The 13,970-nt window shown below is 64.3% G+C and carries 9 protein-coding genes and 1 tRNA gene; 2 read left to right on the top strand and 8 right to left on the bottom strand.

Annotated features, from left to right (window positions below; genetic code table 11):
- Positions 1-174: 174 nt before the first annotated feature.
- The 4 genes from ABC383_RS17035 to ABC383_RS17020 form a co-directional block, all read right to left on the bottom strand.
- Positions 175-250 (bottom strand) — tRNA-Thr (locus tag ABC383_RS17035).
- A 62-nt stretch (positions 251-312) separates the two neighbouring features.
- The gene (locus tag ABC383_RS17030) at positions 313-1,323 is read right to left on the bottom strand and encodes a class 1 fructose-bisphosphatase (RefSeq protein WP_413015323.1); all 1,011 of its coding nucleotides are present in this window, start codon (positions 1,321-1,323) and stop codon (positions 313-315) included.
- A gap of 51 nt (positions 1,324-1,374) precedes the next feature.
- Complete coding sequence (gene pepN / locus ABC383_RS17025) at positions 1,375-4,047, bottom strand: aminopeptidase N (protein WP_413015321.1); 2,673 nt, start codon at positions 4,045-4,047, stop codon at positions 1,375-1,377.
- Positions 4,048-4,154: 107 nt separating this feature from the next.
- On the bottom strand, positions 4,155-5,876 hold the full coding sequence (locus ABC383_RS17020) for an alkaline phosphatase D family protein (RefSeq protein ID WP_413015320.1): 1,722 nt from the start codon (positions 5,874-5,876) through the stop codon (positions 4,155-4,157).
- A 369-nt stretch (positions 5,877-6,245) separates the two neighbouring features.
- Between ABC383_RS17020 and ABC383_RS17015 the strand changes: the two genes are divergently transcribed.
- Positions 6,246-7,334 carry an acyltransferase family protein gene (locus tag ABC383_RS17015; RefSeq protein ID WP_413015318.1) on the top strand — a complete coding sequence of 363 codons (1,089 nt, stop codon included), beginning with the start codon at positions 6,246-6,248 and terminating at the stop codon, positions 7,332-7,334.
- A gap of 140 nt (positions 7,335-7,474) precedes the next feature.
- The gene (locus ABC383_RS17010; protein WP_413015316.1) at positions 7,475-8,230 is read left to right on the top strand and encodes an endonuclease III domain-containing protein; all 756 of its coding nucleotides are present in this window, start codon (positions 7,475-7,477) and stop codon (positions 8,228-8,230) included.
- 116 nt (positions 8,231-8,346) lie between these two features.
- On the opposite strand, the gene ABC383_RS17005 is transcribed toward ABC383_RS17010, so the two are convergent.
- From ABC383_RS17005 to ABC383_RS16990, 4 genes are all read right to left on the bottom strand, one after another.
- Positions 8,347-9,522 (bottom strand): hypothetical protein, encoded by a 1,176-nt coding sequence (locus tag ABC383_RS17005; RefSeq protein WP_413015314.1) that lies wholly within the window; start codon positions 9,520-9,522, stop codon positions 8,347-8,349.
- A gap of 262 nt (positions 9,523-9,784) precedes the next feature.
- Positions 9,785-10,786, bottom strand: coding sequence for a UDP-glucuronic acid decarboxylase family protein (locus tag ABC383_RS17000; RefSeq protein ID WP_413015312.1), 1,002 nt, complete (start codon positions 10,784-10,786; stop codon positions 9,785-9,787).
- A complete protein-coding gene (locus tag ABC383_RS16995; protein ID WP_413016402.1) occupies positions 10,783-11,868 on the bottom strand; it encodes a glycosyltransferase family 9 protein in 1,086 nt (361 codons plus the stop codon). The genes ABC383_RS17000 and ABC383_RS16995 overlap by 4 nt, the downstream gene beginning before the upstream one ends.
- Positions 11,869-11,876: 8 nt before the next feature.
- A complete protein-coding gene (locus ABC383_RS16990) occupies positions 11,877-13,631 on the bottom strand; it encodes a carbamoyltransferase family protein (protein ID WP_413016400.1) in 1,755 nt (584 codons plus the stop codon).
- Positions 13,632-13,970 lie beyond the last annotated feature (339 nt).

Raw genomic sequence — 13,970 nt, 5'->3', positions numbered from 1 at the left:
CGACCCCTCCCAGGGGGTGAAGGCCCCTCCAAAAATGCCCGAAGAATGGCGTCGATCCTTCTGCCGCGCAGGCTCCTAGGCGTTGCTTTGGTAGCTGAAACAAATGAATCGATAGCACAAACAACTTTCAAAAGTACAAAGGCCACCGCAAGGGTGGCCTTTGTACTTGATTACTGGTGCTGATGAGACGAATCGAACGTCCGACCTACTGATTACGAATCAGTTGCTCTACCGACTGAGCTACATCAGCGAAGACGCGTATTCTATCAAGAAATCCGCGCAACTTGCCACATCAATCTTGATCGGCGCGGATCAGGCGTCACGGTGGTAGGACGTTACCAGGTCCACCTCGTTCTTCGAGCCCAGGAAAACAGGCACGCGCTGGTGCAGCTTCTCGGGCTGGATGTCCAGGATGCGCTGCTTGCCGTCGGTGGCGGCGCCGCCGGCCTGCTCGACGATGAAGGCCATCGGGTTGGCTTCGTACATCAGACGCAGCTTGCCCGGCTTGTCCGGGTCGCGGGCGTCGGCGGGGTACATGAAGATGCCGCCGCGGGTCAGGATGCGGTGCACGTCGGCCACCATCGAGGCGATCCAGCGCATGTTGAAGTCCTTGGCGCGCGGACCGGTCTTGCCAGCCTGCATTTCGTCGACGTAGCGCTTGACCGGCGCATACCAGTGGCGGGCATTGGAGGAATTGATCGCATATTCCTTCGTATCTTCCGGAATCTTCGCCTCTTTCTGCGTCATCACCCAGGAACCCATCTCGCGGTCCAGCGTGAAGGACTGCACGCCGTTGCCGGTGGTGAGCACCAGCACCGTTTGCGGGCCATACACCGCGTAGCCGGCGGCGACCTGCTGGCTGCCGGGCTGCAGGAAGGCGGCTTCGGTCGGCACCGTCATGCCGTGCGGCGCCTTCAGCACCGAGAAGATGGTGCCGATCGAGACGTTGACGTCGATGTTGGACGAGCCATCGAGCGGATCGAACAGCAGCAGGTACTCGCCCATCGGATAGCGGTTGGGAATCGGGTGGATGGTTTCCATTTCCTCGGAAGCCATCGCCGCCAGGTGGCCGCCCCATTCATTGGCCTGCAGCAGGATGTCGTTGGAAATGATGTCCAGCTTCTTCTGGATCTCGCCCTGCACGTTCTCGCTTTCGGCTTCGCTGGTGCCCAGCACCTCGCCCAGTGCGCCCTTGCCCACCGCGTGGCTGATGGTCTTGCAGGCGCGCGCGACGACTTCGATCAGAAGCCGCAGCTCGGCGGGAATGGTGTTGTGCAGGCGCTGCTCTTCAATCAGGTGCTGGGTCAGGCTGATACGTTTCATATTGGCTTTCTTGACGGCGTTAATCGTTAATCGTTGATCATTGGCTGTTGATCATTCATCGGCGGCGAGCGCCTTGCTGACCACCTCGAAGACGTCCTTGGACAGGCGCGGCGTGGCGGCAACCCGCTGCAATGCTTCCTGCATCTGCTCCTGCAGCGCCGGCGCGTACTTGCGCCAGCGGTCCAGCGTGCGCGCCAGGCGGGCGGCGACCTGCGGATTCAGGGTGTTCAAGGCAATCACCTGCTCGGACCAGAACAGGTAGCCGCTGCCGTCGACGGCATGGAACTGCGCCGGGTTGCCGTTGCAGAAGCTGAAGATCAGGCTGCGCGCCCGGTTCGGGTTCTTCAGGCTGAAGGCCGGATGCTTCATCAGCGCGCGCACCGCATTGACGTCGGCGGCGGGCGCCATGGCCTGCAGCGAGAACCACTTGTCGATCACCAGCGGCTCATCCTCGAATTCGCTGTAGAAGCGCTCCAGCGCATCCTTCCTGCCGGGCGCGCTGCTGTTCTGCAAGGCGGCCAGGGCGGCGATGCGGTCGGTCATATTGCCGGCCTGGTCGTACTGGGACTGGGCAAGAGCGTGGCTGTCGGTATCGTCCAGTTCGGCCAGGTATTGCAACGCAACGTTCTTCAGGCCGCGCTTGCCGGCCGACAGTGCATCCGGGCTGTAGTCGCCGGGCGTCTGGTTCAGCTGGTGCAGCTGCACCAGCTCGTTGCGCAGGGTGCGCGCCAGCAGCCGGCGCATGAACTGGCGGGCGGTGTGGATGGCCTGCGGGTCGATCACTTCCATCTGCTCGGCCAGCACGCCTTCGCTGGGCAGGGTCAGCACCAGTTCGCGGAAGGCCGGGTCCAGCGTGCTGTCGGCCAGGGTCTTGTGCAACGCCGCCGCATAGGTTTCCAGGTTGGCGGTGGATTCGCGCATCGGCTCCTGGTTCTGCACCATGCGGGTCAGGGTCAGCAGCCGGCGGGTGGCCAGGCGCTGGCCGGCTTCCCAGCGGTTGAAGGGGTCGCTGTCGTTGGCCATCAGGAAGGCCAGTTCCTCGTCGGTGTATTCATACTCCAGCACCACCGGTGCGGAAAAGTCGCGCAGCAGCGAAGGCACCGGCTTTTCCGGCACGCCGACGAAGCGGAAGGTCTGGCTTTCTTCAGTCAGTTCCAGCACGCGGGTGGTGGGCGCGTCGGCCACATTCTCGCCTTCGGCCGTCAACGGCAGGTCGGCGCCGACCGCATCCAGCAGGCCAACCTTGACCGGGATATGGAACGGCAGCTTGGTCTTCTGGCCGGGCGTGGGCGGACAGGACTGGCTCAGCGTGATGTCGTAGGTGCGGTTCTCTTCGTCGTAGCGGGTCTTGACGGTCACGCGCGGCGTGCCGGCCTGGCTGTACCAGCGCTCGAACTGATCGAGATTGCGGCCGTTGGCATCGGCCATCGCGGCGCGGAAGTCGTCGCAGGTGACGGCTTGGCCGTCATGGCGCTGGAAGTACAGGTCCATGCCCTTCCTGAAGCCGTCGCGGCCCAGCAGGGTCTGGTACATGCGCACCACCTCGCTGCCCTTCTCGTAGATGGTGACGGTGTAAAAGTTGCTGATCTCGACATAGCTGTCGGGCCGCACCGGGTGCGCCATCGGGCCGGCGTCTTCCGGGAACTGGGCCTGGCGCAGCACCCGCACGTCGTCGATGCGCTTGACCGCGCGGCCGCTCTCGGTGCCCACCATGTCGGCGGAAAATTCCTGGTCGCGGAACACGGTCAGGCCTTCCTTCAGCGACAGCTGGAACCAGTCGCGGCAGGTGACGCGGTTGCCGGTCCAGTTGTGGAAGTACTCATGGCCGACCACGGCTTCGATGTTGGCGTAATCGGCGTCGGTGGCGATGCGGGAATTGGCCAGCACATACTTGGTGTTGAAGATGTTCAGGCCCTTGTTCTCCATCGCGCCCATGTTGAAGTCGCCGACGGCGACGATCATGAAGCGGTCCAGGTCCAGCTCCAGGCCGAAACGCTCCTCGTCCCAGCGTATGCTGTTCTTCAGCGAGTCCATCGCATGCTGCGTCTTGTCGAGGTTGCCCTCCTCTACCCAGACCTGCAGCAGCACCTCGCGGCCCGACTGCAGGGTGTAGCGTTCCTCCTGGCAGACCAGGTTGCCGGCCACCAGCGCGAACAGGTAGGACGGCTTCATGAACGGGTCTTCCCACAGCGCGTAGTGGCGGCCGTCGCCCAGGTCGCCTTGCTCGATCAGGTTGCCGTTGGACAGCAGCACCGGATACTTCTGCCTGTCGGCGCGCAGCATCACGGTGTAGCGCGCCATCACGTCCGGCCGGTCGGGGAAGTAGGTGATCTTGCGGAAGCCTTCGGCCTCGCACTGGGTGAAGAAATTGCCGTTGGACACGTACAGGCCCATCAGCGAGGTATTGGCATCGGGATGCAGCGCGGTCTCGATTTCCAGCGTGACATTGTCCGGCGCGCCGGGGATCACCAGTTCGCCGCCGTTCAAGCGATAGGCGCGCCGGTTCAGCAGCTTGCCGTTCATGCGCAGCGCCACCAGTTCCAGCGTGTCGCCATGCAGCACGATGTCGTTGCTGCGGCCTTCCGGATTGCGGGTCATGGTCAGGCGCGCCGCGACCCGGGTCAGCTTGGGATCGAGGTCGAAGCCCAGTTCGACGGTTTCTACACGGTAGTTCGGCGCGGCATAGTCGCTGCGATAGATTGCCTGGGAAGTATCGGTTCGCATGGGGATGTCGGGACGGGTGAAAAGGCGAACGGGCATTTTACCAATGCACGGCGGGCGTGCATTGTTTTTATGGCCATCCCTTGCGGCAATACGGGGCCGCGGCCACCTCAGGGCGCCGGCGCCGGCGGGTTGGGCCGTGGCGCGGTCTGTACGCCGTCGCTGACGTGGTTGGCCCCGGCAACCACCTGCACTGCGCGGCCGAAGGTCTGGTTGGCGCTGCGGCCGGCGATGGTGTCGACGTACCACCATTCCGCCACCACGCGGCTGGCATTGATGTCGAGCAGCATGTAGCCGCGCTTGTCGAGCTCGACATACTTGACATGCGGGTTGACCAGCTTCACCGCTGCGGCGATGGCGCCGCGCTCGTCATCGACCGCCGGCGAGGTGACCGAGGTGGCGATCAGCTCCACGCCATGCGAGCCGGCGCCGGTGCCGGCGTCGTAGCCGCCCTGGGCGACGTCGCTGTTGTTGGGGTCCTGCGTCAGGTCGGCTGCCCAGGCGCTGTGGATGTCGCCGGTGAGGATCACCACATTGCCGACCGCAGGCGCGCCGGCGCTGCCCTTCAGGATATCGAAGACGCGGTCGCGCGCCGGCTGGTAGCCGTCCCACTGGTCGGGGTTGAGGAAGGTGCCGCCATCGGGCAGCACGCCGGGCCTGGCTTTGAGCTGCGCAAACATCACGCCCTGCCCGACCAGCTTCCATGTGGCTCCCGAGCCGCGCAGGCGCTCGGCCAGCCAGCCCTCCTCTTCCGTACCCAGCATCTGGCGCGCCGGATCGGCGAAGGCGCCGGTCTGGCTGAAGGGACCCGCGCCAAGGATGGCGCTGATGTTGATGTCGCCGGTCGGCTGCGCCTGCTGGGAGCGGGCGTTGAAGCGCTCTTCCAGCATGATCAGGTCGGCCAGCTTGCCCAGCGCGAAGCTGCGGTTGTTCTTCCGCAGGTTGGCCGGGTCGACCACCCGCACCGGCATCCATTCATAGTAGGCCTGCAGCGCGGCGACCACGCGCGCGCTCCAGCTGCCTTCCACGCCTTCGGTATGGTTTTGCGCGCCGCCGGCCCAGGCGTCGTTGGCCACCTCGTGGTCGTCCCAGATCGCCACCATCGGATGCTGGCGATGCACTTCCTGCAGGTCGGCGTCGCGCTTGTACTGGGCATGCCTGGCCCGGTAATCCGCCAGCGTGATGGCTTCGGTGGCAGGCTCGTAGGATCGCAGGCTGCCGTACTGGCCGTTGCCGTATTCATAGATGTAGTCGCCCAGGTGCACCACCAGGTCCAGGTCGGCGCGCTCGGCGACGCGACGGTAGGCATTGAAAAAGCCGTGGGCCAGGCTGGCGCAACTGGTCACGGCAATGCGCAGGTTGCCGGTATCGCCGGCCGGCAGGGTCCTGGTGCGGCCGACCGGCGACTGGCCGCCGGGCGCGGAAAACCGGTAGTAATAGCTGGTGCCCGGCTGCAGCCCGCCGACATCGACCTTGACGGTGTAGTCGCGGCTGGCATCGGTGCTGGCGTTGCCGCGCTTGACCACATTGGCCAGGGCCGGGTCGGTGGCCACGACGTAATCGACGCTGACCGCGGCATTGCCGGCGGGGCTGATCCGCGTCCAGAGCAGCACCGCATCGGCCAGGGGGTCGCCGCTGGCCACGCCATGCAGGAACTGGTTGCCGCCCGGGGGCGTGGTTCCGCCGGTGCCGGTGTTGCCGGGGTTATCGTCGCTCTTGCCGCCGCAGGCATCGAGCAGCGGTATGGCCAGCATGGCGGCGCCGGTGCGCCTGAGGAAATCGCGGCGACTGGGACCGCGGCGGCGGGGTGTGAGGTTGCGGGGACGTCCCATGGCATTTCCTTCCGAAGCGGCGCGGCCGGGGCATCCTTCCGTCCCGGCCTGCCCGCCTGCCGCTGTCCAATGGTGGCGCGCGCCCCAACGCTAGCCTGCCTGCAACGATCCCGGTTTAAGCCTGCGCAAAGGGCGTGATGTGCAGCTTGCGACGCGCCGGCCTGGCCGGGCATGCGGTCGCGGCGAGCAAAGCGGGCTGCAGCCTGATGTCATCTGCCGGGGAGCGGCATGGTTGATTGCCTGCGCGCATCCACGGTAATGCAATGGCGAATCGATCAATATCCCTGTCCAGGCCAGGCGCGGCTTGCCTAAATAATAAGTATGCTTTGGCCCTTCATCGACCGTCATCATTTGTTCCAAAGAGAAACAATGCCGTTGAACTTTTCCTCTTACCTGGACGTGGTTCGCTTTCTGGCTGCCATGGTGGTCTTTCTGGGCCATGCCTCCGGCGTCCACTGGACAGCCGGACTGCTGTGGCAACTGGGTGACTACGGCGACACCTGCGTGGTGATCTTCTTCGTGCTGTCGGGCTTCGTGATTGCCTATGTCACCGACGTGAAGGAGCGCACCTGGCAGGTTTATCTGAACAGCCGCGCGGCGCGGCTATGGTCTGTCGTGCTGCCGGCGCTGGCGCTGACCTTCGTGATCGACTGGTTTGGCGTGCGGGTGGCGCCGGCGCTTTATTTCGGCCAACCGTGGTTCGCGGGCGACCATTTGCTGCTGCGCTATCTCGCTTCCCTGCTGATGCTGCAGGAAGTCTGGCATCTCAAGCTCGTGCCGGGCATCAATGCGCCCTTCTGGTCGCTGAGCTACGAAGCCATTTATTACATACTGTTCGGCGTCATCTTCTTTTCGAAACGGCCGGTACGATGGCTGTGGGTGGCGCTGCTGCTGGTGCTTTCCGGCCCAGTGATCGCGGCGCTTTTCCCGATATGGGGCCTGGGCTTCCTGGCTTACCGGTTCTGCAGGAAAAGAACGCTGCCCAGGACATGGTGCTGGCTGCTGGCCATCACCGGGCTCATCCTTCTGGTGGCGTCGCCGCATGTGCGCTACCTGGCGCCGGCCCAGTTGCGCATCATGGACGAGGAGATCGTTGGCCGCTATATAGATGCGCTTGCCTTCCTGATGCATCTGCTTGGGGTATACGGGCTGTCGAACGCCTTCCCGGAACTGCCCCGCCGCCTGCGGTCGATGATCACGACCGTGGCTGCCACCACCTTCCCGCTCTATCTGCTGCATCGGCCGCTGATCCAGTTCTTCAGCTATGCCGGGCCGGAAGATCCGTCGGGCTGGCAGCGCAGGGCGCTTGTGATCGTCGGCACCCTGCTTCTGGTGTTCATCGCGACGCCACCCATCGAGAAATTCCGCCTGCTGTTGAAAGCGTGGCTGAACAGCCTGCTGGAACGTGCGCGCGTTCGCAGGCAGCATGCGGCCATGTCGGCCCGGTCGGGCAATTAAGCGTGATGGGCACCCGGCAGGTTTGACGGCAAGCAAGGCAGGCGTGCGATGCAAGCGCCACGAGGGCAGGCAGGGAAACGAATTTTCCGTGCACAAGTCCATGTTAAGGCCCTTATCTCTTCCGCCATCGAAAGAACCGCATGCCCGCTTCCTCCCTATCGTCAGACCTGCAGGCCAAGGCGCTGGAAATCCATCAGCGGCTGTGCGAACACTATCATTGCCCCATCAAATACTTCCACACCATCGATCCGCTCAGCGAGCTGGTGTCATCGCTGCTGTCGCACCGCACCCTGAACCGCGACTCCGGACAGGCGTTCCGGACGCTGCGTGAACGGTTCGCCAACTGGGAAGCAATGCGCGACGCGCCGGTGGCCGAGGTGCAGGAAGCCATCACCGCCTGCACCTGGCCGGAACAGAAGGCGCCACGCATCCAGCAGGTGCTGCGCGAAGTGACTGCGCGCGGCAATGGCGTGATGTCGCTGGAATTCCTGCGCGACTGGCCGGTGGCGGAGGCCCGCGCATGGCTGGAAAGCCTGCCGGGCGTCGGACCCAAGACCAGCGCGGCGGTGCTGTCCTTCAGCAACCTGCGCGGCCGGGCGCTGCCGGTGGATAGCCATCATCATCGGGTGGCTGCCCGGCTCGGGCTGATTCCGGCCACCATGGCGGTGGGACCGTCGCACCGCGTGCTGGAAGCGCAGCTGCCGCCGCAATGGGATGCGCAGCAGGTCTACGACAACCACCAGGTGCTGATGCGGCATGGGAAGGACACCTGCACCTGGCGCGCGCCGCGCTGCGGCGCCTGCATCCTTCTCGACCTGTGCCCGCATGGCCAGGCGCGCATGGGAACGGCCGGCGCCCAGGGGCCGGCGGAACAGGACAGCGACCAGGCGGTTTAAGTTTCCTTTTGCATGCCGTTCATCCGGTGCCGCAAGGCAGGGCCGGCACTGGCGTCATGCCGTGTCATTTTCCGGCGCCAGGCGAGCGACCGGCATCCCTGCGCTGGCATGCTCGGTCACAGCGCGCTCAGCAGGTCCTTCCAGAGCAGGGTCTGGGAAGCGGCATAGCTTCCGTCGCTTCGTGTCGTCTGCACGGTCAGGCGCGCAAGGAAGCTGGGCACGAGCCCTGCGGATTTTTCCGCCTCCAGGGTGACATTGCTTGCCGCACCGGTGACGGTGATCTGCCCGGAAGAAGGATAGACATCGACCTGGCGGATGCCATCCGCCGGCGGCGCGCCATCCGGCGGCGTGACCGGAATCGCATCCTCGATATTGACGGTAAAGGGCTTGCCGGTAGCGACGCCGACAAGCAGCGTACCCTCATCGGGCTTGATGGTGCTGAAGGTGAAGTTGCCGCCAAAGGAAAGATTGTCGCCGGACTTGTGGATGTCAGCCCGGTAGTCACGCAGTATAAGCTCCTGCGCGGCCTTACCTGGCGCCTGCTGCGTCAGCCGCAGCTCCTTGCCCGTTGCGGCCAGCACCTGGTTCTCTCTCGCAGACTGGCTGATATTGACCTGCGCATCGCCGTTCAGGCTTTCGGTGCCGGTGTCAGACACTGAGCCCAGATTGTCGTAGCGGACCACAATGATGCCTGACCAGACTGAATCGGGGCCTGGCGTGCCGTTGAGCTCCTTTACTGACAAGCTCATATTGCCGTTGATGAGATCGCCGGCGACATCGGCGGGCCCATCCGGACGTCGGCAGTTTTCCATGACGACCCTGACCTCATCGCCTTGCGTCAGGCGATTCTGATTTGCCATTGCGCCCGAAAGGGTGATCGAGCCGCCGAATTCGCAGTCGAATTTCTGCGGAACGCCTGCCACCAGTTGGAAGCCTGCCGTTTTCATCGCAAGGCCAAGCAATGGGACCGCAGCGCTGCCGGCACCCATATCGCTGCCGAGCAGTCCGGGAAGCTCGAGTGCGCCTGGAAAATCCGCCGCGGCGACACCAACGCCCTCGGCCATTTCGGCCAGGCTTTCCAGTCCAAGGTAAGCAGATGCACTAAGGTAATCGAAGTTCGCTGTCGTAATGGGGGAAAGAAGCGGCGTCAATGGGACTGGGTCCTTACCAGCGTCGCCGCTGTCGGCATTGCTATTGTTCCCGCCGTTGCTGCTTCCTCCGCAGGCCACCAGAAATACTGCAAGACCAAGACAGAAAATGCGAAACAGACTCCGATACCATTTTTTTATCATTGCATTCCTCCTAAGTAATCATCGGCGCCGCGACGTTTTCGCGATCAGGTCCAATGTGCAAGGCCATCAGGACCTTCCTCAATTGCAGCGATGAATCAGGGGCGATCTGGCGAGTCCACCGCAAATCCGGACTTGGAAAACCGTTCACAGGGCACCCCTGTAGTGCAATTTCCCGCCATTTGGTTGCAATGCACGCCGCTTGACCCAAATGCAAAAAGCGCCCGCTACGGGCGCCTCACAAATCGGAAATGCGCAGAAATGCTCAATGGTGGGCAAAGCCCGGCACGGCACTGGCCTGCTGATCGCGTCCCATCGCCAGGCGCAGATCCTTGAAGTAGGCAATGGTGCGCTGCAGGCCCTGCTCCAGCGGCACCTTCGGCTCCCAGGCCAGGTAGGAGCGCGACAGGGCGATGTCGGGCTTGCGCCGCACCGGGTCGTCGCAGGGGATGGGCCGGTGCTCGATGCGCGAGGAAGAGCCGGTCAGCCGGATCACTTCCTGCGCCAGCTGCAGCATGGTGAACTCGACCGGGTTGCCCAGGTTGACCGGGCCGCAGAAATCGTCCGGCGTCTGCATCAGCCGCGCCAGGCCGTCGATCAGGTCGTCGACGAAGCAGAACGAGCGGGTCTGCATGCCGTCGCCGTAAATGGTGATGGGCTCGTTGGCAAGCGCCTGCATGATGAAGTTCGACACCACGCGGCCGTCGTTGGGATGCATGCGCGGCCCGTAGGTGTTGAAGATGCGGGCGATCTTGACCGCCATGCCGTGCTGGCGCCGGTAGTCCATGAACAGGGTTTCGGCGCAGCGCTTGCCCTCGTCATAGCAGGAGCGCGGCCCGATCGGGTTGACATGCCCCCAGTAGCCTTCCACCTGGGGATGCATCTCGGGGTCGCCATACACTTCGCTGGTGGAAGCCTGCAGGATGCGGGCCTTGACCCGCTTGGCCAGGCCCAGCATGTTGATCGCACCATGCACGCTGGTCTTGGTGGTCTGCACCGGGTCGTGCTGGTAATGCACGGGCGACGCCGGACAGGCCAGGTTGTAGATTTCGTCGACCTCCACATACAGCGGGAAGGTCACGTCGTGCCGCAGCAGCTCGAAGTTGGGGCGGGTCAGCAGATGGCAGATATTAAGCTTGCTGCCGGTGTAGAAATTATCCACGCAGAGCACGTCATGGCCCTGGTTGAGCAGGTGCTCGCACAGGTGCGAGCCCAGAAAGCCGGCGCCGCCGGTGACCAGAATCCGCTTGCAGTGCAGTTCCTTCATGATGGAAGCCTCCAGCTTTCACGTCGCGGTTGTGTTGCCGCTTCCCGGCACAGCGCCCCGGCGCTGGCCAGCACGCTTGCGCTGGCAACGCCGGTGGCGCAGGGATGGCCGATCGGGCAGACGTCATGCGCGCACGGACGGCACGGCACGTCGGCATGCAGCACCCGATGGCGTTCGCGGTCCAGCGGCGCCCAGCGGCCGGGGTCGGCGCCGCAACAGACCACCACACTGGGCGTGGCCATCGCCGCGGCCACATGGGACACGCCGGTGTCATTGCACACCAGCAGCCGGGCGCCGGCCAGCAGCGCCGCCAGAGCGCCCAAGGTGGTGGCGCCGGTCAGGTCGACGGCCTGCGAGCGCATTGCGGAGCGCACCGCCTGCGTGAGTGCGCGTTCATCCGGCGAGCCGGTGATGACCACGGTCCAGCCCTGCCCGGCCAGGCCGTCGGCCACCTGGGCAAAGCGCCACGGCGGCCAGCGCCGGGACGGCAGGCGCGCGCCGGGATGAATGCAGACATAGCTGCCAGGCGCAAGGCCGGGCGCGGCGCGGGCAAGCGCGGCATGGTCTTCCGGCCGCAACGGAAATTCCAGATGTTCGCCGTATGGCTGCGCGCCCAGCCACTGCAACAGGCGCAGGTAGCGCAGCACTTCATGTTCCTGTTCCGACCACAGTGCATAGGTAGCCGGATCCGGACACGGATCGCCGGCAGCGTGGAAGCCCGCTGTGCGGGCCGCGCCCAATGCGAGCGTCAGCGGATTGCTGAGGCCGCCGCTGCCGTGCAGCTGCAGCGCCAGATCGAATTGCCGCCCGCGGGCAGCGGCGAAAAAGCCCGGCAGCGCCGGCGCATCCGGCTCGCGTTCCGGCATGCCCGGATAACCCGGAAAGCAAAGGTGCCGGTCCAGGTACATGTTAAAACGCTCGACGAAGCCGGCCGCCCACGGCAGGCCGATCAGGGTGATCTCCGCCTGCGGCGCGGCCCTGCGCAGTGCGCGCAGCGCCGGCACGGTGCACAGCATGTCACCCAGCTGCAGGGCGCGGAACACCGCGATGCGCCGCATGCCGGCGAAGTCCAGCGCCGGCATGGCCGTGCTCACGGCGCGCCTCCGGTGAGCAGGGTCGGCTTCTCCAGCAGGAAGGAACCGATGGCAAGCGCATCCAGCGGCGTGGTGCAGAAGGACTCGACCGCATCGCGCGGGCTGCAGACAATCGGCTCGCCGCGGGTATTGAAGGACGTGTTGACCAGCACCGGCACGCCGGTGTGCCTGCGAAATTCCTGCAGCAGGTCGTAGTACACCGGGTTCTGGCTGCGGTTGATGGTTTGTATGCGCGCAGTGCCGTCGACATGCCGCACCGCCGGAATCTGGTCGACCCGGTCCGGCCTGACATCGTTGATGAACACCATGAAGGGCGACACGCCCGCACCGACGAACCAGTTGGCCGCCTCCTCTTCCAGCACCACCGGGGCAACGGGCCTGAAGTCTTCCCTGTCCTTGATCTGGTTGAGCCGGGCCTGCATCTCCGCCTTCACCGGCGAAGCCAGGATGGAGCGCGCGCCCAGCGAGCGCGGCCCGTATTCCATGCGGCCCTGGAACCAGCCCAGCACCTTGCCCTGCGCCAGCAGCGCGGCGGCATCGGCGGCGATATTGCCGCTGCGCCGGTAAGGCAACATGGCCTGGCGCAGGAAGCCTTCGATCTCCTCGTCGCCATACGATGGGCCGAGGAACACATGGTCCATGGACCAGCGCCGCGGCTGCCCGGCGCGTTGCTGCGCATCGACCCACAATGCCGCGCCGAGCGCTGTGCCAGAGTCGCCGGCGGCGGGCTGCACCCAGACCTGTTCATATGGACCGTGGTCGCGCAGCCGGGCATTCATCACGCAGTTCAGCGCCACGCCGCCGGCCAGCACCAGGTTCTTCGATCCGGTGGCTTCATGCAGCCACTGCGCCATGCGGCACACGGTCTCTTCCAGCACCACCTGCAACGAGTGCGCGATATCCATGTGCTTTTGCCCGGTCGGGCCGCCACGCTCCCTGGCCGGTCCGAGCAATGCGGTCCAGTCGGGCTGGCCGACCGTGTACTCGCCATTGCCGTGATACCTGAGCACATCGCGGAAGATATCGACATAGGCCGGCTTGCCGAAGGATGCCAGCGCCATCACCTTGTATTCGTCCGACGAGCGCAGAAAGCCCAGGTGATCGGTGATGACTTCATACAGCAGCCCCAGTGAATGCGGCAGATTGACCTGCCCGATGCGCTCATGGCGGCCGTTGCGATAGATGCCATAACTGGTGGTGGCCTGCTCTCCCCTGCCATCCATGGTCAGCACGGCGCACTCATCGAAGGGCGCGGCCATGAAGGCACTGGCCTCGTGCGACAGATGATGTTCAACGAAGTGCCATTGGAACGGGCCGTCGTGGCTCACGCCCATGAAGCGCTTCTTCAGATGATGCGGCGCGCCGCCGGCAAGCTGACGCGGCGCGTTCACGATATAGGCGAGCGACAAGGCATCCCATGGCGCCGGCCCGCCATGCCCCGACGGTTCCAGGGGCAGCGCGAGCGTGGGCCCAACCGCACTACGGTCCAGCTGCAGCCAGGGGTCGTAGGAATAGGCCACATGATCCACGTCGCGCAGGCTGATGCCGGCCTCCTTCAGGCAGTAGTCTATTGCATGGTAAGGCAGTTGCCATACGGTGAACGGCACTGGCCGCTTGCCATGCTTGACGCGGGTGAACCGTTCCTCTTCCGCCGCGGCAAGCACCACGCCATCGGAGACCATGCAGGCGGAACAATCGTGGAATGCGGCATTGATACCCAGTGTGAACATGGAAGTCCTCCGGTTTTTCAGGCGCCGGCTTGCATCGCCAGTCCGGCTAGGAGCTAGCAAGCGATATACCTGTGACCGCAAAAATTACATCGTGCAATGTAGCCGCGAACACATAGCCACCAGGCGCTCTGAAACAGCAGAGTTCCTTTGTTTATAAGGCGAAACGACTTCCTGCCTTCTTCGCCGGCAGACTCTTTCCCCATGCCATGCCGTTCTATAAGGCGGCTTTATTTCGAGAAACGGCGTTTCATCAACTGATGAAAAATCGTGCATCTGATGTCTGGAAAAGTTGCATCGTGCATGCAAGTCCTGCCGGGTAAGAAGTACACGGACTTGTAAATGGTTCAATTGTCATGACAA

This window comes from Noviherbaspirillum phoenicis (assembly GCF_047237965.1).
Classification (GTDB): Bacteria; Pseudomonadota; Gammaproteobacteria; order Burkholderiales; family Burkholderiaceae_D; genus Noviherbaspirillum_A.
The sequence above is the reverse complement of the archived record's forward strand: the minus strand, read 5'-3'. Positions and strand labels throughout refer to the sequence as shown.